28 protein-coding genes are annotated in these 26,924 nt (G+C 65.6%); 22 read left to right on the forward strand and 6 right to left on the reverse strand.

Going from position 1 to position 26,924, the window contains the following annotated elements:
- The first annotated feature begins 12 nt into the window (after positions 1-12).
- Positions 13-507 carry a CinA family protein gene (locus ACZ5XO_RS07630; protein ID WP_464164699.1) on the forward strand — a complete coding sequence of 165 codons (495 nt, stop codon included), beginning with the start codon at positions 13-15 and terminating at the stop codon, positions 505-507.
- 8 nt (positions 508-515) lie between these two features.
- The gene (locus tag ACZ5XO_RS07635; RefSeq protein ID WP_464164701.1) at positions 516-743 is read left to right on the forward strand and encodes a sulfurtransferase TusA family protein; all 228 of its coding nucleotides are present in this window, start codon (positions 516-518) and stop codon (positions 741-743) included.
- On the opposite strand, the gene ACZ5XO_RS07640 is transcribed toward ACZ5XO_RS07635, so the two are convergent.
- Positions 709-1,539, reverse strand: a complete 831-nt coding sequence (locus tag ACZ5XO_RS07640) for a YihY/virulence factor BrkB family protein (RefSeq protein WP_464164877.1) — start codon at positions 1,537-1,539, stop codon at positions 709-711. The two genes, ACZ5XO_RS07635 and ACZ5XO_RS07640, sit on opposite strands and share 35 nt — an antisense overlap.
- Before the next feature lie 286 nt (positions 1,540-1,825).
- On the opposite strand from ACZ5XO_RS07640, the gene ACZ5XO_RS07645 reads away from it, so the two are divergent.
- Entirely contained in the window at positions 1,826-3,130 is a 1,305-nt protein-coding gene (locus tag ACZ5XO_RS07645; protein WP_464164703.1) for a diguanylate cyclase domain-containing protein, read from the forward strand.
- Here ACZ5XO_RS07645 and ACZ5XO_RS07650 read toward each other — a convergent pair.
- The gene (locus ACZ5XO_RS07650) at positions 3,127-4,263 is read right to left on the reverse strand and encodes a bifunctional 2-C-methyl-D-erythritol 4-phosphate cytidylyltransferase/2-C-methyl-D-erythritol 2,4-cyclodiphosphate synthase (protein WP_464164705.1); all 1,137 of its coding nucleotides are present in this window, start codon (positions 4,261-4,263) and stop codon (positions 3,127-3,129) included. The two genes, ACZ5XO_RS07645 and ACZ5XO_RS07650, sit on opposite strands and share 4 nt — an antisense overlap.
- A 64-nt stretch (positions 4,264-4,327) precedes the next feature.
- Here ACZ5XO_RS07650 and dusB point away from each other — a divergent pair, with 64 nt between their 5' ends.
- The 8 genes from dusB to ACZ5XO_RS07690 all read left to right on the forward strand — a co-directional run bounded on the left by dusB (position 4,328) and on the right by ACZ5XO_RS07690 (position 14,004).
- On the forward strand, positions 4,328-5,380 hold the full coding sequence (gene dusB / locus ACZ5XO_RS07655) for a tRNA dihydrouridine synthase DusB (RefSeq protein WP_464164707.1): 1,053 nt from the start codon (positions 4,328-4,330) through the stop codon (positions 5,378-5,380).
- Positions 5,380-7,632: a sensor histidine kinase NtrY-like gene (locus ACZ5XO_RS07660; RefSeq protein WP_464164709.1), complete on the forward strand. Its 2,253-nt coding sequence runs from the start codon at positions 5,380-5,382 to the stop codon at positions 7,630-7,632. The genes dusB and ACZ5XO_RS07660 overlap by 1 nt, the downstream gene beginning before the upstream one ends.
- 9 nt (positions 7,633-7,641) lie before the next feature.
- Complete coding sequence (ntrX, locus tag ACZ5XO_RS07665; RefSeq protein ID WP_464164711.1) at positions 7,642-9,051, forward strand: nitrogen assimilation response regulator NtrX; 1,410 nt, start codon at positions 7,642-7,644, stop codon at positions 9,049-9,051.
- Entirely contained in the window at positions 9,051-9,911 is an 861-nt protein-coding gene (locus ACZ5XO_RS07670; protein ID WP_464164712.1) for a D-amino-acid transaminase, read from the forward strand. Before ntrX ends, ACZ5XO_RS07670 begins: the two co-directional genes overlap by 1 nt.
- A 7-nt stretch (positions 9,912-9,918) precedes the next feature.
- Positions 9,919-10,683, forward strand: a complete 765-nt coding sequence (locus ACZ5XO_RS07675) for a class I SAM-dependent methyltransferase (RefSeq protein WP_464164713.1) — start codon at positions 9,919-9,921, stop codon at positions 10,681-10,683.
- 128 nt (positions 10,684-10,811) lie between these two features.
- On the forward strand, positions 10,812-11,057 hold the full coding sequence (hfq, locus tag ACZ5XO_RS07680) for an RNA chaperone Hfq (protein WP_105563529.1): 246 nt from the start codon (positions 10,812-10,814) through the stop codon (positions 11,055-11,057).
- Entirely contained in the window at positions 11,058-12,371 is a 1,314-nt protein-coding gene (hflX, locus tag ACZ5XO_RS07685) for a GTPase HflX (RefSeq protein ID WP_464164715.1), read from the forward strand. It begins immediately after the preceding gene.
- Between the two features lie 4 nt (positions 12,372-12,375).
- Positions 12,376-14,004, forward strand: a complete 1,629-nt coding sequence (locus ACZ5XO_RS07690; RefSeq protein ID WP_464164716.1) for a Na+/H+ antiporter — start codon at positions 12,376-12,378, stop codon at positions 14,002-14,004.
- Here ACZ5XO_RS07690 and mazG read toward each other — a convergent pair.
- A complete protein-coding gene (gene mazG, locus ACZ5XO_RS07695; protein WP_464164718.1) occupies positions 13,995-14,789 on the reverse strand; it encodes a nucleoside triphosphate pyrophosphohydrolase in 795 nt (264 codons plus the stop codon). The two genes, ACZ5XO_RS07690 and mazG, sit on opposite strands and share 10 nt — an antisense overlap.
- On the reverse strand, positions 14,790-16,154 hold the full coding sequence (locus tag ACZ5XO_RS07700) for an MFS transporter (RefSeq protein ID WP_464164720.1): 1,365 nt from the start codon (positions 16,152-16,154) through the stop codon (positions 14,790-14,792).
- A 112-nt stretch (positions 16,155-16,266) separates the two neighbouring features.
- Here ACZ5XO_RS07700 and ACZ5XO_RS07705 point away from each other — a divergent pair, with 112 nt between their 5' ends.
- The 4 genes from ACZ5XO_RS07705 (at position 16,267) to ygiD (ending at position 19,026) form a co-directional block, all read left to right on the forward strand.
- Positions 16,267-17,133, forward strand: coding sequence for a M15 family metallopeptidase (locus ACZ5XO_RS07705; protein WP_464164722.1), 867 nt, complete (start codon positions 16,267-16,269; stop codon positions 17,131-17,133).
- On the forward strand, positions 17,108-17,575 hold the full coding sequence (locus tag ACZ5XO_RS07710; protein WP_464164724.1) for a hypothetical protein: 468 nt from the start codon (positions 17,108-17,110) through the stop codon (positions 17,573-17,575). Before ACZ5XO_RS07705 ends, ACZ5XO_RS07710 begins: the two co-directional genes overlap by 26 nt.
- A gap of 88 nt (positions 17,576-17,663) precedes the next feature.
- The gene (gene wrbA / locus ACZ5XO_RS07715; RefSeq protein WP_464164726.1) at positions 17,664-18,266 is read left to right on the forward strand and encodes an NAD(P)H:quinone oxidoreductase; all 603 of its coding nucleotides are present in this window, start codon (positions 17,664-17,666) and stop codon (positions 18,264-18,266) included.
- Between the two features lie 4 nt (positions 18,267-18,270).
- Positions 18,271-19,026, forward strand: coding sequence for a 4,5-DOPA-extradiol-dioxygenase (gene ygiD / locus ACZ5XO_RS07720; RefSeq protein WP_464164728.1), 756 nt, complete (start codon positions 18,271-18,273; stop codon positions 19,024-19,026).
- A gap of 21 nt (positions 19,027-19,047) precedes the next feature.
- On the opposite strand, the gene ACZ5XO_RS07725 is transcribed toward ygiD, so the two are convergent.
- Both ACZ5XO_RS07725 and ACZ5XO_RS07730 read right to left on the reverse strand, forming a co-directional pair.
- On the reverse strand, positions 19,048-19,407 hold the full coding sequence (locus ACZ5XO_RS07725) for a DoxX family protein (protein WP_464164730.1): 360 nt from the start codon (positions 19,405-19,407) through the stop codon (positions 19,048-19,050).
- A 166-nt stretch (positions 19,408-19,573) separates the two neighbouring features.
- A complete protein-coding gene (locus ACZ5XO_RS07730) occupies positions 19,574-21,130 on the reverse strand; it encodes an AMP-binding protein (RefSeq protein ID WP_464164732.1) in 1,557 nt (518 codons plus the stop codon).
- A gap of 197 nt (positions 21,131-21,327) precedes the next feature.
- Between ACZ5XO_RS07730 and lipA the strand changes: the two genes are divergently transcribed.
- From lipA to eno, 7 genes are all read left to right on the forward strand, one after another.
- Positions 21,328-22,299, forward strand: coding sequence for a lipoyl synthase (gene lipA, locus ACZ5XO_RS07735; protein ID WP_464164734.1), 972 nt, complete (start codon positions 21,328-21,330; stop codon positions 22,297-22,299).
- 7 nt (positions 22,300-22,306) lie between these two features.
- A complete protein-coding gene (locus ACZ5XO_RS07740; protein ID WP_464164736.1) occupies positions 22,307-22,759 on the forward strand; it encodes a type II toxin-antitoxin system RatA family toxin in 453 nt (150 codons plus the stop codon).
- A 5-nt stretch (positions 22,760-22,764) separates the two neighbouring features.
- The gene (locus ACZ5XO_RS07745) at positions 22,765-23,883 is read left to right on the forward strand and encodes an NAD(P)/FAD-dependent oxidoreductase (RefSeq protein ID WP_464164737.1); all 1,119 of its coding nucleotides are present in this window, start codon (positions 22,765-22,767) and stop codon (positions 23,881-23,883) included.
- Positions 23,884-23,885: 2 nt separating this feature from the next.
- Complete coding sequence (locus ACZ5XO_RS07750; RefSeq protein WP_464164739.1) at positions 23,886-24,440, forward strand: sugar O-acetyltransferase; 555 nt, start codon at positions 23,886-23,888, stop codon at positions 24,438-24,440.
- A 122-nt stretch (positions 24,441-24,562) separates the two neighbouring features.
- Positions 24,563-24,745, forward strand: a complete 183-nt coding sequence (gene rpmF / locus ACZ5XO_RS07755) for a 50S ribosomal protein L32 (RefSeq protein WP_105564516.1) — start codon at positions 24,563-24,565, stop codon at positions 24,743-24,745.
- Positions 24,746-24,861: 116 nt separating this feature from the next.
- Positions 24,862-25,464, forward strand: coding sequence for a hypothetical protein (locus tag ACZ5XO_RS07760; RefSeq protein WP_464164742.1), 603 nt, complete (start codon positions 24,862-24,864; stop codon positions 25,462-25,464).
- A 97-nt stretch (positions 25,465-25,561) separates the two neighbouring features.
- Positions 25,562-26,839 carry a phosphopyruvate hydratase gene (gene eno, locus ACZ5XO_RS07765; RefSeq protein ID WP_207827140.1) on the forward strand — a complete coding sequence of 426 codons (1,278 nt, stop codon included), beginning with the start codon at positions 25,562-25,564 and terminating at the stop codon, positions 26,837-26,839.
- The last annotated feature ends 85 nt before the right edge of the window (positions 26,840-26,924 follow it).

Consider the following 26,924-nt stretch of genomic DNA (forward strand, 5'->3'; position numbering starts at 1 on the left):
GAGCGCACAGTCATGTTGCCGCAAGATATCGAAGACTTGGCGGCGGCCGTCGTGGAGGCGGCCGCACGAACTGGCGTCATGGTGGCGACGGCGGAAAGTTGCACAGGAGGCCTTGTGGCCGCGGCCTTGACGTCTGTTGCGGGGTCATCGGCGGTGCTGGATCGAGGGTTCGTCACCTACAGCAATGAAGCCAAGATGGAGATGCTGGACGTATCCGGTGATTTGCTGGTCCGGTTCGGCGCAGTCTCGGCGCCGGTGGCGCGTGCGATGGCGCTGGGCGCGGTCAATCATTCGCGCGCCGCGACAGCCGTCGCCATCACCGGCGTCGCGGGCCCCGGGGGCGGTTCGGCGGACAAGCCGGTGGGCCTGGTGCATTTCGCCGCCGTCGGACCCGATGGCGCGGTCGCCCATGTCGAGCGGCGGTTTGGCGATATCGGACGCGACGCGGTCCGTGAAGAAAGCGTCCGACTGGCTCTGGGTCTTCTTCTGACTGCGGTGGCGGCGTGAGCGACCAGATGATCGACGCCCGCGGACACCTTTGCCCGGTGCCCAGTCTGCGTTTACGTCGAGCAATGGAAGGGCAGGCCGCAGGCGTCAGGTTGACCTTGCTGGCTACGGACCCCATGGCGCGGATCGACGTGCCCTATCTGATGGCGGACCTTGGCGGATCGGTTTGTCAGATCGAAGAGCAGGATGGAGTACTGCGCATCACCGTCGAGACTGGCGGCGCTCCGACAGGCTGACGACCGAGCCGCCGGTTTCGACCTCAGGCTCTTCGGACTTCCATTCGATCTCCAGTTCCGTGGCGAAGGCGCCGCCATAGAAGATGGCGTTGACGTTCCACGACAGCCAGATGAGCAACACCACGACGGCGCCGACCGAGCCGTAGGTGGCGCCCAGTTGGGCGATCTGCTCGACATAGATGGCGCACAGCCATGAGAAGAAGGTCGACATGACGGTGGCGATCAGCCCGCCGACAATGGCCGGCTTCCATGCCACGCGCGTCGCATGGGACATGGCGTAGCGATAGAGCATGGCCAGGCCGAGCCATAGGCCCAGCGCCGGCCATAGCCCGTCCAGGGGCAAGACCAGCAGTCCGACCGGGTCCTGGGCGTGGGCGTGCTCCATCAGTCGTGAGGTTACGACCGCACCGGATACGACGGTGAAAAGGACGAAGGCGGCCAGGGCGACCAGAAAGGCCAGCATGTTGAATTTGAAGAATCCATGCGGTTCCGTTTCGTCATGGATCAGGTTCAACCCGGCCAGCAAGGCCTTGAAACCACGGTGTGCGGCGTAGGCGCCGATGATCAGGGCCAGAGCGCTCTGGGCCGAGACCGTGCGCGCTGAGGCGTTCGCCAGGCGGTTGATCTCGTTCAGGAAGATGGACCGCGCGGCGTGAGGAACGACATCGGCCAGGGCGGCCGCCTGTTCGCTGACCTGGCCGATGGACAGGACCACCTTGTAGAAGCCGATCAGGATGGCGATGGCGGGGAAAACAGCCAGAAGCGCGAAAAAGGAGACGCCGCCAGTATAGAGCATGACGTCGCGCCCCCAACTGCGGGTGAAGGCGCGAACCGCCAGCTTGCCCCAGAACAGGGGGTGGGCCGTCAATCGGGATTGTGAATTCAAGCCTGGGCCTCGGCAGTCGTCAAAGCGACCGATTAACCTCATTCGCCGCGTGGCGAAACCCTCGCAGACAGCCCTACCTTGTAACCAAGGGTCAAGACGGCCCCCATTGCTAGACGGGGGAAGGCGTCAGTATCATCCGCGTCGGCCTGGAACATCGGCGTCGGGGGCGAACCGACCGGGCCTTATGGAGAGACTTTTGGATTTCGATCCGCGCGTACTGGTCGTCGCTGCTGATGACGCCCTGATCAGCCCTCTGTGCGAGGGACTGGACCAACTGGGGTGGCCCACTGTCACGGCGCAGAGCATGGAGGCCGCCGAGTCCGTCTTGCAGGACATGACCGTGGATGCGGCTGTTATTGTTTGCGCGGGCCTGCATGAGCGGGATGCGATCTCGCGGCTGCGCCAGGGGGCGGCGCCGCGCTACCTGCCGATATTGGCGATCGGTTCAGGATTCGTTGAAGACCAGGAAGCGGATCTGACCATGTCGTCCGCGCCGCACCCGGCCCAGGCCGCCTTGCGACTGGAGCAATTGAGTCGCGCCGCAATCGCCGAAGAGGAGTTTCGCCTGAGGCAGGCGACTTTCGCAGCGCATGGCGTGACGCTTGAAGCATCGCCGGCTGGAGAGGGGCCGCTGCAGATCCTGACGGCCGGAGCGGCGGATCGACGCTTTCTCGCCATGGCCAACGCCCTGACCGAGGCCGGCGCCGAGGTCGTTGCCGCCCCGACGCCCTACACCGCCTTTGACTATCTGCATGAGCGGGCCTTTGACGCCGCCGTGCTGTGGGGCGGCCAGGATCACGCGCCGGCCCTGTCGATCGCTTCGGGCATGAAGCGGAACACGCGACTCTATCACATTCCCCTGGTGCTCTATTTGCGCGGCGCCGGCGAGGTCGAGCTGGGTGATCTGTTTCGAAGAGGCTTCGCGGACGTCGCCGCAGCGGAAACTCCGGAAGATGAAACGGCGGCGCGCGTCCTGGCGCTGGCGCGAAATCACCGACGGCGCCAGGCGATCCGGCGGGCGCTCGATTCCGTCCGCGGTTCAGACCTGACCGACGCGGCGACGGGGCTGTTCACGCGTGAACTGTTCGCATCACACCTGGCGCGTCTGGCCGAGGGCGCCCGATCGCGCAACCGTGCGCTTTCGGTCTGTGTGTTGCGAGTGGCGGCGCGTGAGCCGGTCGCACAGGCGCGCCAGGGCGGCTGGCTGGATCGGGCCATGCCTCAGATCGGCGCCATGGTGTCGCGTCTGGTGCGGGTCGAGGACACGGCGGTGAGACTGGGGCCGGAGTTGTTCGCTCTTGCCTTGCCGGCGACCGGTGGAGAGGCGGCGCGTATGGCCGCGCAGCGAATCTCGGCGGTTATCGCCTGCACGGCCTTTGACGCCGGCAAGGACCGCTCGCCCTTCGTGGTCGAATTCGACGTGGGCGTCGCAGAAATGGAGGAGGGGGAAACGCCTGCTTCCGTGCTGGAGCGAGCGTCCGCCGATCTGGCGAAGGCCTAGGCCGGCAATTCCACGGACACCGCCGCCTGTGCGGCGAGGCCTTCGCCGCGTCCGGTAAAGCCCAGGGCCTCTGTCGTGGTCGCCTTGACGCTGACCGCGTTGAGCGGCAACGACAGCAGTTCAGCCAGACGTTCGCGCATGGCCTGACGGTGGGGCTTCACCTTGGGCTGCTCGCAAATCAGGGTGACATCCACGTTGACGATCCGCCCGCCACGGGCGGCTACACGCTGAGCGGCGTAGACCAGAAAGCGGTCGGACGAGGCGCCCTTCCATTGCGGATCGGTCGGGGGAAAGTGATCACCGATGTCCCCGTCCGCGATGGCGCCCAGAATGGCGTCGGTCAGGGCGTGCAGGCCGGCGTCGGCGTCAGAATGGCCAACCAGGGTCTGATCGTGCGGAATTTCGACGCCGCAAAGCCAGACCGAATCACCGGGTCCCCAACGATGCACGTCAAAGCCCTGTCCGATGCGGATCGTTTTGGGGAGCAGGGCTTCAGCCATTGCGAAATCCTCGGGGTAGGTCAGTTTCAACAGGCGCGCGTCGCCTTCGACCAGGCGCACGCGGCCGCCGGCGTGTTCAACCACGGCGGCTTCATCAGTGGGGGCTTCGGCGTCGTTCCAGGCGGAATAGGCGTCGCGAATCGTTTTCAGCCGAAAGGCTTGCGGGGTCTGCGCTCGCCACAGGTTGTCGCGTTCGACGGCCCCGGCCACGAGGCCGGCCACGCCTCGACGCAGGCTGTCGGCGACCGGCAAGGCGGGCAGGGCGCCGTCGGCGTCGGCCAGCGCCGCCAGCAGGCGCTTGATCACGGTCAGGCTGAGAAAGGGGCGTGCGGCGTCATGGATCAGAACCGGGGTCTCATCGCCGATGGCGAGAGCCTTCAATCCTGCCTGGACGGACTGGGCGCGTGTGGCGCCACCGGGAACGGCGCGCCATCCCGACAGACCGTTTAAAGCGTCGGCGGCGCGGGGTCCGGCGTCTGGTGCGATCACGACGACAACAGGATCGGCTCCGGCGCCCAGCAGGCTTTCAACCGACCAGCGGACCACGGGGCGCCCGCCGACGCTTCGCCATTGCTTGTCTCCGCCGGCTCTAGAACCTGAACCGGCCGCCACTACGATTGCTGCAAATCCCATGTCGGCCTTCTAAGCGCCCCAGTTCCGCTTGACGAGAGGCTCAACAGTCGGCGGTAAGGACGGCATGAACGCAGGATTGCAAATCGGAGACGTACGGATCGCCGGACGGGTGCTGATGGCCCCGATGACCGGGATCACCGACCTGCCGTTCCGTGTACTCGCCTCAAGGCTGGGTGCGGCCTATGTGGCGACCGAGATGGTCGCCTCGGCTGAACTGGCGCGGGGGCGGCCGGACGTGGTGCGCCGCGCCGCCGTAGGCGGGGGGCTGCCCTTGACCGTGATCCAGCTGGTCGGCGGCGACCCGGAGGTCATGGCCGAGGGCGCGCGCATGGCCGAACAGGCGGGCGCGGACATCATCGACCTGAATCTCGGCTGCCCGGCGAAAGAAGTGACGGGCGCCGCCTGTGGCTCGGCCCTCATGCGAACGCCGGAACGTGCGACGGCCATCATGGCGGCGGTCGTCGCGGCGGTCGGCCGACCGGTCACGGTCAAGATGCGCCTGGGTTGGGACGAAAACAGTCACAACGCCGCCGAACTGGCCCGCCGGGGGGCGGACCTTGGCGTGGCGGCGGTCACCGTGCATGGCCGCACCCGTAAGCAGTTTTACACCGGCGTCGCCGACTGGGAGGCCGTGGCCGAGGTCAAGCAGGCGGTGTCTGTTCCGGTCATCGTCAACGGCGACATCATCACGGCGGAACAGGCGAGAGCGGCCCTGACCCTGTCCGGCGCCGATGGTCTGATGCTGGGGCGCGGGGTCTATGGCCGCCCCTGGCTTGCGGCCCATCTGGAGCGGGCGCTGGCGGACGGGACGCGATTGCAGGAGCCCGGTCGTGAAGAGCGGCTGGCCATCGTCATCGAGCATCTGCGCGGGTCGGTCGCCTTCTACGGCCTACCGCTGGGGTTGAAGATGTTCCGCAAGCATCTGGGCTGGTACATTGAACAGGCGCCGTGGCCGGATGATCCGCTGGAGCGCCGCGCCGCCAAGGCCCGGCTGTGCCGACTGGAGACGCCGCTGGAGGTGGAGCGGGCGCTTTCAGAGCTCTGGCGACCTGCGGTGGATCAATTCAGCAACTCTGGTGTTGAAAACCTGCCACAGCTGGTTGAAGCTGCGAGGTAATGACGGAAATCCCCGCCGCGCAGCCTGAAGGTCACGACCCCGAGCGTTCGCTCTGGGGGCGGCTGGCCAGCGGTCGCGCCCGGGCTTTGTTCGTGGCGGCCTATGCAGTCGCCTTCCTGATCACGGCGGCGGCTATCTGGCTGGTGGCGATCGCGCCAGGCGCGACTGCGGGCGGCGACGCGCGAACCGCCGCCAGTCGAGCTGTCCTTTTCATCCTCCTAGGAAATCTGGTGCTGATCGGCGGCCTGGCGGCTGTCATCGGCATGCGGGTATGGCGATTGACGCGAAACAGAAACGATCCCGGTGCGCGCCTGCACTTGCGTTTCGTGACCCTGTTTTCGCTGGTGGCTGTGGTTCCGGCGGTGCTGATCGCCCTGGTGTTCGGGGTCCTGGTCAATCGGGGGGTGGATCAGTGGTTCAGCACCAATGTCCGCTCGGCGGTCGAGAACGGCGCTGAGATCGGCCGAGCCTATGTCGCCGACGTCGGCGCCGGATTGGAGGTCGATCTGGAAACCATGTCGACGGAGCTCGGCGGGGTTCGCGGACTGTTTGACAACCGCATCCAGTTTTCGCGCGCGCTCGGCCAGATCGGCGCCTTCTTCGGATATCCGGCGCTTTATATCCTGAATAGCGATGGCGAAGTGCTGGCCAGCGGCGAGCAGCCGGGAGCGCCGCCCTATGTTGCGCCCCCGCGCGAGGCCTTCGAGACTGTGGCCGGAGGCGAGGTCGCGCCGACGACCGTGACTGAAAACCCCGACATGGTGCGGGCGCTCTATCCTTTGCCCGATTACGGCGACGCCTATCTCTACGTCGTGCGGCCATTGGCGCCGGGCCTGATCCAGCGGATGCGAAACGGCGAAGAATCAATCGCCGCCTACCGCGCCGCCGAAGAAAGCCGGGCGCGGATTCAGGCGGCCTTCGCCCTCAGCTATCTCGAGACGGCGCTGCTGGTGCTGGTCGGCGCGGTCTGGCTGGCCATGTCGGCCGCCAGTTCGATCTCGGCGCCCATCGGTCGTCTGGTGAAGGCGGCGGATCAGGTAGCCGGTGGAGATCTGAATGCACGCGTCGACAACACCGGCGCGCCGAGCGAGATCGTGGTCCTGTCAGAAGCCTTCAACCGCATGACCGGCGATATCATGGCCCAGCAGGCGGCGTTGAAGGCCGCCAGCGACGACGCCCAGGGGCGCAGCCGCTTCATCGAGACCGTACTGTCGGGCGTCAGCGCCGGCGTCATTGGTCTTGATCGCGTGGGGCGCATATCGGCTATCAACGACAGCGCCAGCCAGCTTCTGGCGATCAGTGAGGCCGATGTTCAAGGGCGTCTTCTGGGCGAGGTCGCGCCGGAACTGGCTGAACTGTCCGAACGCGCCGAGGCTCATATCGAGGAAGACATCGACGTCAGCCGCGACGGCGAGACACGCCGTCTGCGAGTCCGAATCGAGGGCGGACAGGGCGGCGAGATGGTGCTGACCTTCGACGACATCACCCGTCTGGTGACGGCACAGCGCAACGCCGCCTGGCGCGACGTGGCGCGCCGCATCGCCCATGAGATCAAGAATCCGCTGACGCCCATCCAGTTGTCGGCGGAACGTCTGCGTCGCAAGTACCGCTCTCAGGTCGGCGACGACGTGGAGGTCTTTGATCGCTGCACCGAGACCATCATTCGCCAGGTCGGCGATATCGGCCGGATGGTGGATGAATTCTCGTCCTTCGCCCGGATGCCGGCGCCACGTTTCACTCGTGAAAACCCGGCCGAGATGCTGCGTGAGGCGGTCTTTGCTCAACGCGTCGCGGCGGCGGACATCGGCGTGGAATTGGTCGAGCCCCTGCCGGATGTGGTTCTGCAATGCGATGGCCGCATGGTTGGACAAGCCTTGGCCAATATTCTGAAAAACGCCGGCGAGGCCGTCAGTGCGAAACGGGCGCGAGAACCGCTCCCGGCTGGCGCGACCGGCATCATCGCCAGGCTGACGGTCGAGAACGGCATAGCCACCTTCGCCATTGAGGACGACGGTGTCGGCTTGCCGGCCAAGGATCGCGACCGGCTGACCGAGCCCTATGTGACCACGCGTGAGAAGGGCACAGGCCTGGGCCTGGCCATCGTCAAGCGTATCTGTGAAGACCACGGCGGCGAGCTAAGGCTGGCCGACGCCGAGACATTGGCGGGCGCACGCGTGTGCCTGACCTTCCCCCTGACCCAAGACAGCAAGGCTGCTCACCGTGCCTCCGGCGCGGCGCGAGCGGCGGAGTAGAGAGGCGTCATGCGCAATACCGGTGCCGACATTCTGGTGGTGGACGACGAAGCGGACATCCGCGAACTGGTCTCAGGCCTGCTTGAGGACGAGGGCCATTCGGTCCGCACGGCCGCCAACTCGGATGAAGCCCTGGCCGCGATCCGGGCGCGCAAGCCGTCGCTGGCCGTACTTGATATCTGGATGCAGGGCGGCGGTCTGGACGGGCTGGAACTGCTGGACGTGGTCAAGGGGCTGGATGAGGACCTGCCGGTCGTCATGATCTCGGGCCACGGCAACATCGAAACCGCCGTCAGCGCCCTGAAGCGCGGCGCCTATGACTTCATCGAGAAGCCGTTCAAGTCGGATCGGCTGGTGGTCGTGGTCGAACGTGCTCTGGAAGCAGCCTCGCTGAAGCGCGAAAACCGGCGCCTGCGCGCCCAGACCATGGCGCCGACCGGCCTGATCGGGAAATCGGCGGCGGCGCAGCTGCTGCGCGGCACCATCGCCAAGGTCGCGCCGGCTAATAGTCGCGTGCTGATTTCAGGCCCGCCGGGATCAGGCAAGGAACTGGTCGCCCGCCAGATCCATGACGCCAGCCCGCGCGCCAAGTCCGAGTTCGTGGCCATTTCGGCCGCCGGCATGACGCCCGAACGACTGGACGTCGAACTGTTCGGCGAGGAAGGCGGCGACGGCCGCCCCCGCAAGATCGGCGTGTTCGAGCGCGCTCACAACGGCACTCTTTATCTGGACGACGTGGGGGACATGCCGCGCGAAAGCCAGAGCCGCATCCTGCGTGTCCTGGTCGAGCAGCGTTTCCGCCGGGTCGGCGGAGAGCAGGACGTTCAGGTCGATGTGCGCGTGGTCACCTCGACCGCGCGCGACCTGAAGGTCGAGATCGCCGAAGGACGCTTCCGTGAGGACCTGTTCCATCGCCTGAACGTGGTGCCGATCCGCGTCCCGCCCTTGTCCGAACGTCGCGAGGACATCAGTGAGCTGATCGAGTATTTCGTCGACAGCCTCTCGGCCTCTCAGGGACTGCCGCATCGTCGGGTCGCGGATGACGCCCTCGCGGTGCTTCAGGTCCACCCCTGGCCCGGCAATGTTCGCCAATTGCGCAACAACGTCGAACGTCTTCTGATCCTGGCGACGGGAGCGGCGGACGAGCCGATCACCGCTGACATGCTGCCTCAGGAAGTGGCCTCGTCCGGCGGGCCGTCCTCCCTGGGCGCCGATCGCATTATCGCCTTGCCGCTGAGGGAAGCGCGCGAAGTGTTCGAGCGGGACTATCTGGCGGCGCAAATCATGCGTTTCGGCGGAAATATCTCGCGCACGGCCGCCTTCATCGGCATGGAAAGATCCGCACTGCACCGCAAACTGAAGTCGCTGGGCGTTTCGCCCGCTCGCGGCGGCGAAGACGAAGAAGGAGAGGGCGCCTGATGTCCAGGATCGCCTACGTCAACGGGACCTATCAGCCGCATAACGGCGCCACGGTTCACATCGAGGATCGCGGCTTCCAGTTCGCCGACGGGGTCTATGAGGTCTGGTCCGTGTTCGACGGCAGGCTGGCCGACTTCGACGGACACATGACGCGTCTGGCCCGCAGCCTGACGGAACTCCGCATTCCGATCCCCATGACGGCCCAGGCTCTGGAACGGGTGCTGAAGGAAACCATCCGTCGCAACCGCGTGCGGAACGGCATTGTCTACCTGCAGGTGACGCGCGGCACCTCGCCGCGCGACCACGCCTTCCCGAAAGACACTCCGCCCAGCGTCATCGTCACATCCAAGACCATCGACCTGGCCAAGGGGGAAACCCTCGCCGCAAAGGGCGCGGCGGGCGTGACCATGCCGGACATTCGCTGGGGCCGTTGCGACATCAAGACCGTGGGTCTGCTGCCCAATGTTCTGGCCAAGCAGGCGGCGCGTGAGAAGGGCGCCTACGAGTGCCTGATGGTCGATGACATGGGTCTGGTGACGGAAGGTTCGTCCACGAACGCCTGGATCGTCGATGAGAACGGCAAGCTGCGGACCCGCGACACCCAGGCCAATATTCTGCGCGGCATCACCCGCACGGCGATCCTGAAGCTGATCGAGGCTGAAGGCATCGAATTGGACGAACGTCCGTTCAGCGTGGACGAAGCCAAGCGCGCCAGGGAGGTCTTTGTCACCGCCGCCAGTTCCTTCGTCATGCCCATCGTGTCGCTGGACGGATCGAAGATCGCTGATGGAAAGCCGGGCCCGGTCGCGACTCGTCTGCGTCAGGTTTATCTGGAGCAGGCGAAGCGCGACGCTGTCTGAGGCCCTCATGTTCAGGCGTCTGTTTCAGCGTGACAGCTCTGTCGCTCAACTCCGTGACACCGACGCGGACTGGGATAGGATCGCCCGGTCCGACCCCTATTATGGGGTGCTGACAGATCCCCGGTTCAGAACTGAAAACCTGACCGAGGAAGCTCTGGCGGAGTTCTTCAGAAGCGGCGAGGGCGCCGTGAAGCAGGCCGCGAAGCGCCTGAAGAGCCGTCATGCGGATTTCTCCCCGGCCTCGGCGCTGGATTTCGGGTGCGGCGTCGGGCGTCTGACCCGAGCCCTGGCCGCCATGACTGGCGACGCCTATGGGGTGGACGTGGCTGAAGCCATGCTGATCGAGGCGCGTCGGCATGCACCGGCCAGCGCCGCCTTCGGGCACGAACTGCCGGAACGCGCCTTTGACTGGATCATGTCGCTGATCGTGTTCCAGCACATTCCGCCTGAGCGTGGCTATCGTCTGCTGGAAGCCCTTTTGCAGCGTCTGGCGCCAGGCGGGTTCGTGACATTGCAGTTCGCACTCTACCGCGAGCCCGAGCACTCAGGAGCGCCGGGCGGGCGCATTGTCGTGGATGGCGGGATCGTCCGCACGGTGAACGTTCCCGTTCCCAGCAGCTTGCGGCAGGGAGAGATGGTGATGTTCGATTACGACCTGACAGTGATCGTCGCCATCCTCGCGGCAGCCGATGTGAGCGATCTGGACCTGGTCCACACCAACCATGGCGGTTTCCACGGCGCCTTCCTGTATGGCCGGCGTGCTTCGTCTTGAGCGCGTGCTGCCGCGTAAAGGATGAGGGAAATCCGTTGCGGCCTTGACCCGACGGCGGTTAAGGTCGTTGCGCCTTCCCGGTCCGCGCCTTACGGCGACGAATAACCAAGAACAGGAAAAAACCTGCCATGTCGCAAGACAAACGCCAGAACCTTCAGGACACCTTCCTCAACAGCGTCCGCAAGACCAAGACCCCGCTGACTATCTTCCTGGTCAACGGCGTCAAGCTGCAGGGCATCGTGACCTGGTTCGACAACTTCTGTGTGCTGCTGCGTCGCGATGGCCAGTCGCAGCTCGTCTACAAGCACGCCATTTCGACCATCATGCCGTCCGCGCCCGTGCAGATGTACGAGCCCGATGCCGAAGAAGACTGATTGACCTCCAAGCTTATCGACCACGCCGTTCCGCTGATCCGGGCGGTCGTCATCCACCCCGATCGACGCTCGGACAGCCCCAGACTGGCTTCCGAACGCCTTGAGGAAGCCGCGGGCCTGGCCCGCGCGCTGGACCTCGACGTGCGCGCCGAAGAGGTCGTGCGTCTGCGCTCGACCACGCCTGCGACCCTGTTCGGGTCCGGCAAGGTCGAGGAGCTGGCCGCCCTGATCCGCGCCGCCGACGCCGAAGCTGTTGTTGTCGATGACGACCTGTCGCCGGTGCAGCAGCGCAATCTGGAGAAGGCGTGGGAGGTGAAGGTCATCGACCGCACCGGGCTGATCCTGGAAATCTTTGGACGCCGTGCGCGCACCAGGGAAGGGCGGCTGCAAGTCGAGCTGGCGCGTCTGGATTATGAACGTTCGCGTCTGGTGCGCACCTGGACCCACCTGGAGCGCCAGCGCGGCGGCACCGGCTCGACCGGCGGTCCCGGTGAAACCCAGATCGAACTGGACCGACGCCTGATCGCCGACCGGATCGTGCGGCTGAAGGCCGAGCTAGAAGAGGTGCGCCGCACGCGCGGCCTGCACCGCAAGGCGCGCAAGAAGGTCCCGTTCCCGTCTGTGGCCCTGGTCGGTTATACCAATGCGGGCAAGTCGACGCTGTTCAACCGCCTGACCGGCTCCGAGGTCTTCGCCAAGGACCTGCTGTTCGCCACGCTGGATACGACCCAGCGCACCATCCGACTGCCGCAGGGGCGGCCGGCCATCATCGCCGACACAGTGGGCTTCATTTCGGACCTGCCGCACGAACTGGTCGAGAGCTTCCGCGCGACACTGGAGGAGGTGGGGGAGGCCGACCTGATCCTGCACGTGCGTGACATCGCCTCGCCCGACAGCGACGCCCAGGCCAAGGACGTCGAGGCGGTGCTGGAACAAATTCCGACGCCCGAGGGCAAGACGCGACGTATCCTCGAGGTCTGGAACAAGACCGATTTGCTGGACGCCGATGTGCGCGAAGCGGTCTTGGGTCAGGCCGAACGCCTGGCGCGCGAGGGCAAGGCGGTCGCCGTCTCCGCCTGGACCGGTGAGGGCATAGAGGCTCTGCGCGAGGCCATCGCCGGCCTGATCGACGATGACCCGGAAACCCGGCTCACGCTGGAACCGCATCAGGGCGAGGCCCTGGCCTGGCTGTATGAAAACGGTCGCGTCACCTTCCGTGACACCGACGAACAGGGGCGAACCCATCTGATCGTGCGTCTGCACCCGGCGGCCCTTGGGCGTCTGGAGCGCCTCTACCCCGACACCATCGACTGAGCCCATGCATCTGATCGAGACCATCCTTTTCCTGCTGCTGGCTGTGGTGTTGTCAGGATGGGTGGCGCGGATTACGCGGATCGCTCTGCCGCTGGTGCAGATCGCACTCGGCGCGGGCGTGGTGCTGATCACGGGTGAGGCGGTCGATCTTCGCCCGGATATCTTCTTCCTGCTGTTTCTCCCGCCGCTGCTGTTCGTGGATGGCTGGCGCATTCCGAAGAAGGCTCTGTTCCGAGACCGCATGGTCATTCTGGAACTGGCTCTGGGTCTTGTGGTCTTTACCGTTTTGGGCCTGGGTTTCCTGATCCACTGGATGATCCCGGCCATGCCGCTGGCGGTGGCGTTCGCTCTGGCGGCGATTCTCTCGCCGACCGACCCGATCGCGGTGTCGGCCATCGCCTCACGAGCGCCCATACCCAAACGCCTCATGCATATTCTGGAAGGCGAGTCGTTGCTGAATGACGCGACGGGCCTGACCTGCATGCGGATCGCCGTCATCGCTGCGACGACCGGCGCCTTTTCCCTGAGCAGCGCGGTGGGGACCTTCGCCTGGCTGGCCCTGGCGGGCGTTGCAGTCGGGGTCGCAGTCACCCTGGCCATTGGTCTGGTGAAGGCCTGGATCAGCCGCCGGTGGGGCGAGGATGTCGGCGGACAGATCCTGATCAGCCTGCTGATGCCCTTCGCCGCCTATCTGGCGGCCGAAGCCATTCACGCGTCCGGTATCCTGGCGGCGGTGGCCGCCGGCGTGACCATGAGCTTCACCGAGCGTCAGGGCTCGGCCATGGCGGCGACGCGCATCCGCCGAGCCGTGGTCTGGGATACGGTTCAGTTCGTCGCCAACGGCCTGATCTTCGTCATTCTCGGCGAACAGATGCCATCTATCATGGCCCGCGCGGCCGAGGTCATCCAGTCGACCCAGCATAAGGAGGTCTGGTGGCTGGCCATCTATGTCTTCGCCATCGTGGCGGCGCTGGCGGCCCTGCGCTTCATCTGGGTGTGGGCCTCGCTGAAGCTGACCCTATTCCGCAAGCGCGGGAAGCATGCTCCCCCCAAGGTGGGCCTGCGTCTGGTGGCCGTCATGTCGCTGGCGGGGGTGCGCGGGGCCATCACCCTGGCGGGCATTCTGACTCTGCCGTTCGTGCTGGGGGACGGTACGCCGATGCCTACGCGCAATCTGGCCATCTTCCTGGCGGCGGGCGTGATCATCGTTTCCCTGGTCCTGGCCAGCGTAGCCTTGCCACGCCTTCTGAAGGGCGTGGAACTGCCGCCTGAACCGTCACACCTGGAGGAGGAAGATCGCTCGCGTGTGGCCGCAGCCTCGGCCGCCATGCGCGCCATTGAGGATACTCAGCACGCCATGGCCGAAGGCAAGAGCAATCCCGACCTTTATGCCGAGACGGCGGCGCGTCTGATGGAGCTCTATCGTCATCGCATCGAGATGCGCACCCCTGTTGACGGTGACGATGTGGTCCTGGCTCGGCAGGCGGATGAGATCGAGCGCCAACTGCGCCTGGCCGGACTGGCTGCCGAACGCGCCGAATTAGTGCGGCTTGGCCGTATGCGGCTGGTTGACGAAGAGACGACGCGCAAGCTGATCCGCGAGGTCGACCTACAGGAATTGCGCTACGTCTGAGGTTTCTCGGCCGCCTTGGCTGCGTCCCAGAGGGCGTCCATCTCGGCCAGGTTCGACTGTTCCGGCGTGCGGCCGTCCTTGGCCAGTTCGGCTTCGATGAAGCCGAAGCGGCGAACGAACTTGGCGTTGGCGACGCGCAGGGCGTCCTCGGGTTCCAGTTCCAGCTTGCGAGCCAGATTGGCGACGACGAACAGCAGGTCGCCCAGTTCCTCGCGCGCCTTCTCCTTGTCGCCGGCGGCGATCTCGACGCGCAGTTCCTCGACCTCTTCGGCCAGCTTGTCGAAGACCTCGTCGGTCGAGGGCCAGTCGAAGCCGACGCGGCCGGCGCGCTTGGTCAGCTTGGCGGCGCGGGTCAGGGCGGGCAGGCCAACGGGCACGTCGTCCAGCACGCCGTGTTGTTCCTTGGCCTTGCGCTCGGCGGCCTTGATGTCCTCCCAGCGCGCCTTCTGGGCGGAGCCGCTGGGTTTGGCCGCTTCCTCGGCGAAGACGTGGGGATGGCGACGAACCAGCTTGTCGGCCATGGCGTCGGCCACGTCATCAAAGGCGAAGTGTCCGGCTTCCTCGGCCATGCGGGCGTGGAAGACGACCTGGAACAGCAGGTCGCCCAGCTCGACCTTCAGTTCCTCCATGTCGGCGCGCTCGATGGCGTCGGCGACCTCGTATGCCTCCTCGATCGTATAGGGGGCGATGGTCGCGAAGGTCTGCTCGACATCCCAGGGGCAACCGCCGTTCGGATCGCGCAGGCGAACCATGATCTCTTTCAGGCGATCGACGGAGTGGGTCATTCAGGCGGTCCCGGCGTCGCGAGCGATGAGCGCCTCGCGAATTTCATCATGCCGTTTTGGCGTCAGGGGATAGCCCTTCAGCACCCAGGCGGCGCCCGCCAGTAGCAGGCCTGGCACGGCGATGAACAGGATCTGGAGCATCAGCAGGGAAAAATCGCTGTTGCCGGCCGGGCCTGGCAGGGCCTTGAACCCCACCCATTGCAGGATCAGGTAGGGGATCAGCGCCACGACGTGGCCGATCTTGGTCGTGGCCGACAGGATGGAGAACATCAGGCCAGTGCGGTCCACGCCGGTCTCCAGCCGCACCTCGTCGCCCGCGTCGGCCATCATGGCCCGCAGCAGGAAGAGGCCCGCCGCATAGGGCAGGCCGGCGATGAACATGACGACGGCGGTCACGGCGAAGTTGCCGCCGGGGACCAGGGTGGCGCCGATATAGAGACCAGCGAAGATCAGGCTGGCGACGGCCAGGGCCTTGTCCTTGCCGATCTTCGTCGCCAGCCAGGCCCAGATCGGCGCACCGACCAGCCCCGCCACAAAGTAGAAGAGCATGAACAGCGAGGCCTGGGTGTGGTCGTAGCCCTTGATCTGGCCGAAGAAGAAGAACAGCAGCGAGCCCGTGATGCCGGGGGCCACGCCCAGCAGCAGGTCGGCGATCAGCAGCTTGCGCACCGTCTTCATCCTGAACAGGGCCAGATAGGCGCCCGGCCCGCCGTGCGGCGCGGCGCCGACGTTGACGGGTTCCGGCACAGCGACCATGGCCAGACCGATGGTGACGGGCAGGGCGATCAGGATGGCCCAGCCCATGATCCGTACGCCGTCGGCGTAATCGCCGATGCCCGACTTCACCACCACGGTCGGCAGGATCAGGATCAGGATGACGCCGATGATGTTGAAGACCTGCCACCAGCCGTAGACGCGGCTGCGCTGGTCGTACTGAGGCGCCAGAACCGCCGCCCAGCCAAGCTGGCCCAGGGTGCCGATTGAGAAGCCGAGGTAGAGGACCAGCAACCAGGCGAAGAGATAGGCAGGCCCCGCGCCCGGCTGGACCAGGACGAACATCATCAGGGCCGACAGCATCAGGATCGGCGTCGAGACCGCCATCCAGGGGCGATAGCGGCCGAACCGCGTCTTGGTCTTGTCCATGCCCCAGCCGATGAAGGGGTCGAAGACGATGTCGATCAGCCGCACCGCCATGAATACGGCGGCCACGACGCCCAGCTCGAGACCGACATGGGTGGCGTAGAACTCAGGCAGGGTGACGGGCAGGGCCACGCCGAAGGCCGCCAGCGGCAGACAGGGGCCGGAAAAGGCGGCCAGAACGGCGTTGGAGCGGCGGGGAGCGTCAGCGGCGACAACAGATGACATCGGGCGTCCGAACATGGTCGGCCTGAGTCGGCCGCAGCTTCACCATGCCGGTTTTCTCCGAACAGGCGAAGTGGGCCTTGCGGTTCAGGGCAACCTAGGGCCTGCTGACGCCATGTCAGTGCGATTTGCGATCCTTGCGGCGACCTTCGTCGCAATCCTCGGTGGAGCCGGAGCGGCTCAGGCCAAGGATGCCCAGATTTGCGACCGGCCGACCAGCGCCTGGGACGGCGCAGCCCAAGCCAACGGCATTTCGCTTTATACGCTGGAGTGGTCGCCGTTCGGTTCCGCTGAATGGGGCTGGGAGACCTATACGCCGCTGATTCAACGCGAGATCGGCACCCCCTGCGATCCGGCCTCACCCGCCTTCGCCGAGGCCTTGGCCGGGTTTCAGGCGCGGTACGGTCTGACAGCGACGGGTCAGTTCGATCAGGCGACCTTTCAGGTGTTCCGCGGTCTGTGGCAGGAGCGCCGGCCTTTTGTCATGGCCCGGGTGAGGGGGGAGTGTCCTGAACCGCCGCCCATCAGCATGCTGGGCTATCTCGACCCGGCCGAGGAGCATGCGCAGCGCATGACGCGGCTGTTGCGCCGCGATGTTCTGGACGCCTATCGGCGCATGGCCGCCGCCGCTCGCGCCGAGGTTCCGGCTATCGCTGCTGATCCGGAATTGATGCAGATATTCTCGGGTTTCCGCGATCCGGAAGCTGACGCCGCGCGCTGCGCCGCGCAGGGCAATTGCGACGGGGTCCGTCGGGCCGCCTGCTCGCCGCATCGCACAGGAACCGCGATCGACATTCACGTGGGTCATGTCGCGGGCATGGGCGTGGATTCGACCGATCCGTTGAGCCGCCGTCACATGGCCCAGGGCCCCGCCTATCGCTGGCTGGTGGCCAATGCTTCCCGTTTCGGCTTCACCCCCTATGTGTTCGAGCCCTGGCATTGGGAATGGACAGGCGATGATACGACCGCTGGCGGACGGTGAGGCGGCGCTGGCGCGCGAGGTCTTCGGCGCGGCGCTGCGACTGGACGACATTCGCTTTCTGGCCTCGCCCTGGCCCTTCGATCGTGCCTTAGTGCCGGGGCGTTGGTTCGGGCGCGACTGGATCGTCTGGCCGAAGAAGACGCTGGAGCCGGACCTTTCGCGAGCGTCGTTGCGAACCCAGGCCGTCTTCATCCATGAACTGGTCCACGTCTGGCAGGCGCAGAACGGTCTGAACCTGCTGATGAGCAAGCTGCGGGCGGGAGACGGGCCCGCCGCCTATGCCTATCCTCTGGACGACCTGTGCGACTGGAGCGGCTTGAATATCGAGCAGCAGGCCATGGTGGTCGAGCACCGATTCATCCTGTCGCGCGGCGGTCGGGCGCCGGCCGGTCAGGCTTTTTACGACCGCGTCTGCCCCTTGGCGCGACGTATGGAAATTTGACCGTCGGGACTTGCGGCGTCGCAACATCTCGCTAAATCAGAAACTGATGCAGTTGCTTTTGCGCCAGTCAGATTTATCGGAGCGTTCGATGCCCAAGATTCTTGTCCTCTATCACTCGACCTACGGTCACATCGAGCAGATGGCCGAAGCCGTCGCCGAGGGCGCGCGCCGCGTGGACGGCGCTGTGGTGGACATCAAGCGCGTCCCCGAAACCGTCCCGGCAGAGCTGGCCCAGAAGTCTGGCTACAAGCTGGATCAGGCTGCGCCGATCGCCGCGGTCGATGAGCTGGCTGACTATGACGCCATCATCATCGGAGCGGGCACGCGCTTTGGCACCGCCGCCTCGCAGATGCGCGCCTTCCTGGATCAGACCGGCGGCCTGTGGTTCACCGGCAAGCTGATCGGCAAGGTCGGCGGCGCATTCACCGCCTCGGCCACCCAGCACGGGGGGCAGGAGACCACCTTCAGCGGCCTGCACAACTTCTTCCTGCACCAGGGCATGGTCGTCGCCGGTCTGCCCTACGGCTTCCAGGGCCAGATGAATATGGACGAGATCACGGGCGGCTCGCCCTATGGCGCGACGACCCTGACCAAGGGCGACGGCTCGCGCATGCCCAGCGACAATGAACTGGACGGCGCTCGTTATCAGGGTCAGCATATCGCTGAGATCGCAAAGAAGCTGCACGGTTAAGATCATGCGCCAGCCCGCTGTCTTCTTTGGTCACGGCTCTCCGATGAACGCCCTGGGCGGTCCCTATGCGGACGCCTGGCGCGCGCTGGGAGAGGAGATCGGCAAGCCGAAAGGCGTGGTCATGGTCTCGGCCCACTGGGAGACGCGCGGGCTGGGCGTGACAGCGCAGGAGCGACCGGAAACCATCCATGATTTCGGAGGCTTCCCGCCGGAACTTCACGCCATGCAGTATCCCGCGCCCGGCTCGCCTTCACTGGCGGCCCGGGTGGCGGAGCTGACCGGCGCGCAACAGACGGGGCAATGGGGGCTGGATCACGGCACATGGTCGGTGCTGGCCCACGTCTGGCCCGAGGCCGACGTGCCGGTCGTGCAGTTGTCGCTGGACCGCACCATCGACGCGCGCGCCCACTATGAACTGGCGAAGGCGCTGCGGCCCTTGCGGGACGAGGGTGTCGTGATCGCCGGCTCCGGCGACTTCGTGCACAATCTGCGGACGTGGAAACGGGCGGGCGGAGAGCCCTATGACTGGGCCGTCGACTTCAACGAGGCGGTCAAGCGCGCCTTCGTCGCCAGCGACCACGACGCCCTGATCGACTGGGTGCATCTGGCCGAGCAGGCCCAACTCAGCGTGCCGACCGACGAGCACTATCTGCCGCTGCTCTATGTCGCCGCCCAGCAGGCGCCGGGCGAGGCTGTGAGCTTCTTCAACGACGTCATCGAAGGCGGCTCGATCTCGATGACCGGCGCCCGGATCGGCTGATCCAGGCGCCGTCTCGGGCCGTCAGCGGCGGCGACCGCCGCGCATCATGCTGTCCACGGCGATCGGGCCGGGACCGGCGAAGAACAGGTAGAGGAAGACGAAGCAGTAGAGCGCGGCCAACTCACCGCCGTTATTGATGGGGTAGGGGCTCTGCGGCGCGTGCACCATCCAGTAGGCGACTGCGGTGAAGCCGGACAGGATGAAGGCCGTTGGGCGGCTGAACAGCCCCAGGATGATCAGGACGCCGCCGACCAGTTCGATCGGACCGGACCAGCCGGCGAGAGTCGATAGGCTGGAGACGTCGAAGCCGCCGCCATGCCCTCCGGGCGGAAAGCCCAGGATTTTCTGCGCGCCATGCTGAAGCAGCAGCAGCCCGGCCACGATCCGCAAAATGCTCTGAAACCGTGGGGCCCAGCTCGAAAGAGACGTTGAACTCGCCATTCTGTTTTCCTCCCGATGACGCACGACCGTCGTGTCCGCAAACCGGATCGACGCAAGGCGCGAAGGTGAAGGTTAGGCGAAGTCGCGGGCTCTGCAAGCGTCCCGATCAGGCCGCCTTCAACGCATCCTCGACCAGCTTCTGGATGGCGACATAGTCCGTCTTTCCGGTTCCCAGGACCGGAATCGCGTCCAGCTTGATGATCTTTTTGGGCACAGCCAGTTCGGGCGCGCCGTTATCACGAGCCCACTCGGAAAGACGCGCGGATTCGGCGCCGGCATGGTCGGTGACCAGGATCAGGCGTTCGCCTTTCTTGCTGTCAGGCACGGAAACCGCGGCGTGACGATGTTCAGGCCAGACGGCGCCGGCCATGTCTTCAACCGCAAGCAATGAGACCATTTCGCCGCCGACCTTGGCGAAGCGTTTCACGCGGCCGAGGATGGTGATGTAGCCCTCGTCGTCGATATCGACGATGTCGCCCGTGTCGTGCCAGCCGCCTTCCAGAGGCTCGATGCCCTCAGGATTGTTTGGCGAGATATAGCCGGCCATGACGTTAGGGCCGCGCAGATACAGACGGCCGCCGCCTTCAATGCCCTCGACCTTGTCCAGGCGATACTCCATGCCGGGCATGATCTGGCCGACGGTGCCGGGGCGGTTGCGGTCGGGGTGGTTCACAGCGACCACGGGCGCGGCCTCGGTCGCGCCATAGCCTTCCAGAAGTTCGACTCCGCCGAACTTGGTGTTGAACATCTGACGCGTCTCGTCGCGGACCTTTTCGGCCCCGGCGACGGCGAACTGCAGGGTGGCGAAGTCGCCGGGCTCCGCCACGCGCGCATACTGGTTCAGGAAGGTGTCCGTCGCGAACAGGATCGAGGCCTTCACCTGGGGCAGAAGATCGGTGATCTGCTTGGCGTGCAGGGGGGAGGGGTATTCGAACGCCTTCATCCCTTGCAGCAGCGGCAGGATCACCCCGCCCGTCAGACCGAAACAGTGGAAGGTCGGCAGCGGATTGAACATGACCCATTCGGGCTTCAGGTCGATATGGGCGGCGACCTGACGAGCGTTGGCCACAAGATTGCGCTGGCTCAGCACCACGCCCTTGGGCGCGCCGAAGCTGCCCGAGGTGAACAGGACCACGCCCGGCGAATCGGGATCGGTCTTTACACGGAAACGACGCGGAGCCATGCCGGCGCTAAGGCCGTACAGCTTGTCGGCCAGGCCGATGGTCTTGCGCACGTCGTCCAGCCAGATGATCTCGGCGACCTCGCCGAGGGCCTCCATCAGGTCGTCCAGCTTGGCCTGGGTGACAAAGCGCTTGGCTGACAGGATCTTGGTGACGCCCGCCGTCTTCAGCGCCGCCTTCAGATTGGCCTCGCCCGAGGTGAAGTTCAGCATGACCGGCACCCGCCCGAAGGCGTGCAGGCCGAAGAAGGTCACGACCACGCCTGCGCTGGACGGCAGCAGGACGCCGACGCGCTCGCCCGACTTGGTCATGGCTGCGATCTTGCGGCCCAGAACGAAGGCGGCGCGGATCAGGCCGGTATAGGTCAGGGGGTGACGGTCCTGGTCTTCCAGGATCTCCTTGTCCCCAAAGCGGGCGCGCGCATCGATCAGCGCGTCAAACAGGGATTCATTATAGACCTTGGGGTCCAGGGCAGCCCGCAAGCACGTCCTCCTTCGGAGAGCTCTCAGCGGCCCTCTCGGTTACAAGAGGCCGGAACCTAGTGACGTAAGGTCGCCTTGAAAAGATGCGTAACGTCGCGTGAACGTCGCATCTCCATCACTGAAACCGTCTGTGGCTTGCCATCGGCGGTCGGAAAGCCGACATACCGCCCTTCTGCACAGGAGCCAGACCGCCGGCTATGGTCACGCTGATCGACACCCTGACGAAGAAGCCTTCCGAGCTGCGTCACCCGGAGAAACAGAACCGCCCGGAATCGGCGGTGCTGAAGAAGCCTGACTGGCTGCGGGTCAAGGCGCCCGGCTCGGGCCAGTACAACGCGACCAGGGACATCGTCCGCTCCAAGGGGCTGGTGACGGTCTGCGAGGAAGCCGCCTGCCCCAACATCGGCGAGTGCTGGAGCCAGAAGCACGCCACGCTGATGATCATGGGCGACACCTGCACGCGGGCCTGCGCCTTCTGCAACGTCAAGACCGGCTTGCCGCAACCTTTGGACCCGGAAGAACCCGCCAAGGTCGGCCTGGCTGTCCAGCAGATGGGTCTGAACCACGTGGTCATCACTTCGGTGGACCGCGACGACGTGGCTGACGGCGGCGCCGCCCACTTCGCTGAAGTAGTGCGTCAGATCCGCCTGCAGGCGCCGAACACCACGATCGAGATCCTGACGCCCGACTTCCTGCGCAAGGAGGGCGCGGCCGAGGTGATGATCGACGCCACGCCCGACGTCTTCAATCACAACCTCGAGACGGTTCCGCGCCTCTATCTGAAGATCCGCCCCGGCGCCCGCTACTTCCACTCACTGCGCCTGCTGCAGATGGTCAAGGAGCGCGACCCGAACCAGTTCACCAAGTCCGGCATCATGGTCGGCCTGGGTGAGACCAAGGAAGAGGTCATGCAGGTGATGGACGACATGCGTTCCGCCGGCGTCGACTTCATCACCATCGGCCAGTACCTGCAGCCGACGCGCAAGCACGCCGCCATCGACCGCTTCGTCACGCCTGAAGAGTTCAAGGCCTATGAGGCGATCGCCCGGGCCAAGGGCTTCCTGATGGTGTCGTCGTCGCCGCTGACGCGGTCGTCGCACCACGCCGGGGACGACTTCGCCCGTCTGAAGGCCGCGCGTCTGGCGCAGGCAGGCCGTTCGGCGCGTTAAGCCCTGAATGGCGGTCCATCGCGTTACGCGCATTCTTCCCTATGCGCCCGAGCAACTGGCCAATCTGGTCGCGGACGTGGAGGCCTATCCGGCCTTCGTGCCGTGGATCACCTCCATGCGGGTCTGGAACAGACGGGACGAAGCGCCCGGCGTCCGTCTGCTGGACGCCGAGGCGGGCGTGGGATTCGCCTTCCTGACCGAGCGGTTCTCGACCTGGGTTCGCCATGACATCCACGCGCCCAAGGTGGAGGTCGGCCTGATCCGCGGGCCGTTCAAGCATCTGAAGAACCGCTGGGAGTTCCATCCCCACCCTGAGGGCACGCGGCTGGAGTTCTTCATCGACTTCGCCTTCAAGTCGCGCATGTTGGACATGATGCTGCAGGCGAACTTCGACCGGGCGGTCGACAAGCTGATCCAGTGTTTCGAGGGCCGCGCCAGGGCCCTTTACGGCAAGAGGTAGGACCCATGACTTCGCCTTTCGACTTCGATGCGACGGTCGTGGGGGCGGGGGCTGTGGGGCTGGCCTGCGGGCGGGCGCTGGTGAAGCGCGGCCTGACGGTGCTGGTGCTCGAGAAAGAGCCGCACATCGGCCAGGGCGTATCCTCGCGCAACTCCGAGGTCATCCATGGCGGACTCTATTATCCGACGGGCTCGCTCAAGGCGAAGTTCTGCGTCGAGGGGCGGCGGGCGCTCTATGAGTTTCTAGGCAGTCACAAAATCGATCATTGGAAGTGCGGCAAGCTGGTCGTGGCGACCGAGGAGGCCGAGGTCGCGCGCATCGAGGCCATCTTCCAGCAGGCGACGACAAACGGCGTCGAGGGGCTGGAGCACCTGACCGGCGCCCAGGCGCGGGCGCTGGAGCCTGAACTGAACGCCCACGCCGCCATCCTGTCGCCCGAAAGCGGGGTCTTCGCCAGCCACGACTACATGCTCGCCCTGCAGGGCGAGATCGAGGACGCGGGCGGCTCGGTCGTCGTCTCCACGCCGTTCGAGCGGGCTGAGCCTCTGCCGGGCGGCGGTTTCCGCGTCACTGCGGGCGGAGAAGGCGGGGCTGTGTTGACCACCCGCCTGCTGGTTACGGTGCCTGGTCTGTCTGCGCAGAGCGTGGCCGCCGCTATCGAGGGCTATCCCGAGGCCGACATTCCAGCGCGTCATCTGGGCAAGGGAATCTATTTCCGCCTTACGGGGCCTGCGCCCTTCAACCGCCTGATCTATCCTCCGCCTATCCCGGGCGCGCTGGGCACGCATTACCGCAAGGATCTGGGCGGGCAGGGCGTGTTTGGCCCGGATCTCGCCTATGTCGACGCCGAGGACTATTCGGTCGACCCGGCCCAGGCTGAGGCCTTCGCTCTCTACATCCGTCGTTTCTGGCCGGGGGTGACAGTCGAGCGCCTGACGCCCGACTACGCCGGCATCCGGCCGAAGATTCATGGCCCAGGCGAACTGCAGCCGGATTTCCAACTTCACGGATGCGAGCATCACGGCATCGACGGCCTGATGGCCCTGTTCGGGATCGAGAGCCCCGGCCTGACCAGTTCACTGGCCATAGGCGAGTCCGTGGCCGAGGCGCTTTGTAACGCATGAGCATGACTGAACGCGAAAAGATGCTGGCCGGGTTGAACTATGACCCCGGCGATCCCGAACTGGTCGCGGGGCGGGCGCGGGCGGTCGGCCTGACCATGCGAATCAATCAGGAGCCGGATCGCGAGAAACGTCGCGCTCTGGTCAATGAACTGGTGCATGCCAGCGACGGCCGCGCCGCGATCATGCCCGGCTTCTTTTGCGACTATGGCGACAATATCCGCTTTGGCGCTCGGGCCTTCGTCAACGCCAACAGCGTCTTTCTGGATTGCGCCGAGATCGTCATCGGCGACGACTTTCAGTGCGGCCCTGGCGTCCAGATTTTGACACCCGAACACCCTCTGGATGCGACTGAGCGGCGTTCAGGCGTGGAAAGCGCGCGCCCGATCCGCATCGGGAATGGCGTCTGGATCGGCGGAGGGGCTGTCGTTCTGGCCGGAGTGACGGTCGGAGATCGCTCTGTGATCGGCGCCGGATCGGTCGTAACGAAGGATGTTCCCGCCGATGTCGTGGTCGCAGGAAATCCCGCCGGGATCATCAAGCGGCTGTCATCCGACTGACACCCTTGAAATCGGTTGCGGCTTCATGCATAAGCCCGCCCTCGCGTGGCGGCTCTTATCGGGGGGCCGCCGCTGTTGTTTTCGCGTCTTCACGGCGCACCGACTTAGAGATTGAGACGGACATGGCCGTTCCGAAGCGCAAAGTATCCCCCTCGCGTCGCAACATGCGTCGTGCACACGACGCCCTGGGCGCCAACACCTATGTGGAAGACAAGGACACTGGCGAGCTGCGCCGTCCGCACCACATCGACCTGAAGACCGGCATGTACAAGGGTCGTCAGGTCATGACGCCGAAGGAAGACTAAGGTCTTCACGACGGTTCCGGTTTCGGCCGGGCGATAGAATTCAGCGGCGCGCGATGACATCGCGCGCCGTTTTCGTGCGTTATGGGCGGTGAAGCTGAACCACCGGAGCGCTCCGCATGATCCGCCACGCCGTCCTCAGTTCCGTCGCTCTGCTGGCCCTGGCCGCCTGCAATGCGCCCGAAGGCGCCAAGACGCCTCCCGAATCAGCAGCTCCGGCGACGGCGCCCGCCGCCGCGGCAGCCGAGGTGCTGACGCCTCAAGGCTATGGTCCCCTGAAGATCGGCATGACCCAGGCAGAGGTGGACGCCGCCGTCGGTCCGCCGCCTGCGAACGCGGCTGAGGCCGAGCCTTCGGAATGCCGTCAGTATCATCCGCCGCGCGCGCCCGAGGGCCTGCTGGTCATGACGGAGAAGGGCGTTCTGACGCGTCTGACGGTGACCCGCGACTCAAGCGTCAAGACGGCGGACGGCGTGGGGGTCGGCTATGACGGCGAACAATTGAAGACGAGCTACGGCGCGGCGGCCCGATTCAGTCCTCACAAGTATGTGGAGGCGCCGGCTGGCTATCTGACCACCTGGCCCGAGGCGAACCATCTGCTGGGCTCCTATGTCGCCGATCCGGCTGCGCGTGGCCTGGTGTTCGAAGTCGGACAGGACGGCAAGGTCGCCTTCATCCACGCCGGCGGGCCCAGCATTCAATATGTCGAGGGCTGCAGCTGACGTCCTGAGGCGGGAAGCTTCGTCGCCGGTTGGCGATTCGGTGACGGCTGGTCTAAACCGGAAGCAGAACTTCTCCTCCTGACAGAGCGTCTACCTCATGACCGACATCGCCGACATCGTCGCCCGCCAGATCATCGACAGCCGGGGTAATCCGACGGTCGAGGTGGACGTCACCCTGGAAGACGGCAGCTTCGGCCGCGCCGCTGTGCCTTCGGGCGCCTCGACGGGCGCACACGAAGCCGTTGAACTGCGCGACGGCGACATGGACATGTGGGGCGGCAAGGGCGTCCAGAAGGCGGTCGACGCCGTCAACGGCGAGATTTTCGACGCCCTGTCCGGCATGGACGCCGAGGACCAGCGCCGTCTGGATGAGGCCCTGATCGAACTGGACGGCACCGAGAACAAGGGCCGTCTGGGCGCCAACGCCATCCTGGGCGTCTCCCTGGCCGCGGCCAAGGCCAGCGCCATCAGCTCGAACCTGCCGCTGTACCGCTACATCGGCGGCGTCTCGGCCCGCATCCTGCCGACCCCGATGATGAACATCATCAACGGCGGCGCTCACGCCGACAATCCGATCGACATCCAGGAGTTCATGATCCTGCCGACCGGCGCTGACAGCTTCTCGGACGCCCTGCGCATGGGCGCCGAGATTTTCCACGCCCTGAAGAAGGCTCTGAAGGACGCCGGCCACAACACCAACGTCGGCGACGAGGGCGGTTTCGCCCCCAACCTGGCCTCGGCCGAGGAGGCTCTGGCCTTCATCACCAAGGCGGGCCAGTCGGCCGGCTATCTGGCGGGCGAGGACTTCCACCTGGGCCTCGACGTCGCCTCGACCGAGTTCTTCAAGAACGGCAAGTACGACCTGACGGGCGAGGGCAAGTCCTTCGACGCTGACGGCATGGTCGGCTACCTGGCCGATCTGGTCGAGCGCTTCCCCATCGTCTCGATCGAGGACGGCTGCGCCGAGGACGACTTCGACGGCTGGAAGCTGCTGACGGACCGTCTGGGCGACCGCGTTCAGCTGGTCGGCGATGACTTGTTCGTGACCAACCCGCGCCGTCTGGCCGCCGGCATCGGCGAAGGTCTGGCCAATTCCATCCTGATCAAGGTCAATCAGATCGGCACCCTGTCCGAGACCCTGGACGCCGTCGATATGGCCCATCGCGCCGGCTACACCTCGGTGATGAGCCATCGTTCGGGTGAAACCGAGGACTCGACCATCGCCGACCTGGCCGTCGCCACCAACTGCGGTCAGATCAAGACCGGCTCTCTGGCTCGCTCGGACCGGACGGCCAAGTACAACCAGCTGCTGCGCATCGAAGAGATGCTGGGCGACCAGGCCGCCTATTTCGGCGACGGCATGCTGCTGAAATAAGCCTTCTCACGCAGAAGTGCGCAACGCCGTCTCCGACCTCGGAGGCGGCGTTCGCAATTACGGCCAAGCTACAGTTCGTTAGGCA

It is taken from the genome of Brevundimonas sp. T2-11, assembly GCF_055397675.1.

What these genes read in the sequence shown, in the direction of transcription:
- ACZ5XO_RS07640 (WP_464164877.1), bottom strand. Translation starts at nt 1,539, where the DNA reads ATGCTCTATACTGGCGGCGTCTCCTTTTTCGCGCTTCTGGCTGTTTTC.
- ACZ5XO_RS07635 (WP_464164701.1), top strand. Translation starts at nt 516, where the DNA reads ATGATCGACGCCCGCGGACACCTTTGCCCGGTGCCCAGTCTGCGTTTA.
- dusB (WP_464164707.1), top strand. Translation starts at nt 4,328, where the DNA reads ATGAACGCAGGATTGCAAATCGGAGACGTACGGATCGCCGGACGGGTG.
- hfq (WP_105563529.1), top strand. Translation starts at nt 10,812, where the DNA reads ATGTCGCAAGACAAACGCCAGAACCTTCAGGACACCTTCCTCAACAGC.
- ACZ5XO_RS07670 (WP_464164712.1), top strand. Translation starts at nt 9,051, where the DNA reads ATGTCCAGGATCGCCTACGTCAACGGGACCTATCAGCCGCATAACGGC.
- ACZ5XO_RS07630 (WP_464164699.1), top strand. Translation starts at nt 13, where the DNA reads ATGTTGCCGCAAGATATCGAAGACTTGGCGGCGGCCGTCGTGGAGGCG.
- ygiD (WP_464164728.1), top strand. Translation starts at nt 18,271, where the DNA reads ATGCGCCAGCCCGCTGTCTTCTTTGGTCACGGCTCTCCGATGAACGCC.
- ACZ5XO_RS07740 (WP_464164736.1), top strand. Translation starts at nt 22,307, where the DNA reads ATGGCGGTCCATCGCGTTACGCGCATTCTTCCCTATGCGCCCGAGCAA.
- ACZ5XO_RS07760 (WP_464164742.1), top strand. Translation starts at nt 24,862, where the DNA reads ATGATCCGCCACGCCGTCCTCAGTTCCGTCGCTCTGCTGGCCCTGGCC.
- ACZ5XO_RS07705 (WP_464164722.1), top strand. Translation starts at nt 16,267, where the DNA reads ATGTCAGTGCGATTTGCGATCCTTGCGGCGACCTTCGTCGCAATCCTC.
- ACZ5XO_RS07690 (WP_464164716.1), top strand. Translation starts at nt 12,376, where the DNA reads ATGCATCTGATCGAGACCATCCTTTTCCTGCTGCTGGCTGTGGTGTTG.
- wrbA (WP_464164726.1), top strand. Translation starts at nt 17,664, where the DNA reads ATGCCCAAGATTCTTGTCCTCTATCACTCGACCTACGGTCACATCGAG.
- ACZ5XO_RS07660 (WP_464164709.1), top strand. Translation starts at nt 5,380, where the DNA reads ATGACGGAAATCCCCGCCGCGCAGCCTGAAGGTCACGACCCCGAGCGT.
- ACZ5XO_RS07750 (WP_464164739.1), top strand. Translation starts at nt 23,886, where the DNA reads ATGACTGAACGCGAAAAGATGCTGGCCGGGTTGAACTATGACCCCGGC.
- ACZ5XO_RS07710 (WP_464164724.1), top strand. Translation starts at nt 17,108, where the DNA reads ATGATACGACCGCTGGCGGACGGTGAGGCGGCGCTGGCGCGCGAGGTC.
- ACZ5XO_RS07700 (WP_464164720.1), bottom strand. Translation starts at nt 16,154, where the DNA reads ATGTCATCTGTTGTCGCCGCTGACGCTCCCCGCCGCTCCAACGCCGTT.
- mazG (WP_464164718.1), bottom strand. Translation starts at nt 14,789, where the DNA reads ATGACCCACTCCGTCGATCGCCTGAAAGAGATCATGGTTCGCCTGCGC.
- ACZ5XO_RS07675 (WP_464164713.1), top strand. Translation starts at nt 9,919, where the DNA reads ATGTTCAGGCGTCTGTTTCAGCGTGACAGCTCTGTCGCTCAACTCCGT.
- eno (WP_207827140.1), top strand. Translation starts at nt 25,562, where the DNA reads ATGACCGACATCGCCGACATCGTCGCCCGCCAGATCATCGACAGCCGG.
- ntrX (WP_464164711.1), top strand. Translation starts at nt 7,642, where the DNA reads ATGCGCAATACCGGTGCCGACATTCTGGTGGTGGACGACGAAGCGGAC.
- ACZ5XO_RS07650 (WP_464164705.1), bottom strand. Translation starts at nt 4,263, where the DNA reads ATGGGATTTGCAGCAATCGTAGTGGCGGCCGGTTCAGGTTCTAGAGCC.
- ACZ5XO_RS07745 (WP_464164737.1), top strand. Translation starts at nt 22,765, where the DNA reads ATGACTTCGCCTTTCGACTTCGATGCGACGGTCGTGGGGGCGGGGGCT.
- rpmF (WP_105564516.1), top strand. Translation starts at nt 24,563, where the DNA reads ATGGCCGTTCCGAAGCGCAAAGTATCCCCCTCGCGTCGCAACATGCGT.
- lipA (WP_464164734.1), top strand. Translation starts at nt 21,328, where the DNA reads ATGGTCACGCTGATCGACACCCTGACGAAGAAGCCTTCCGAGCTGCGT.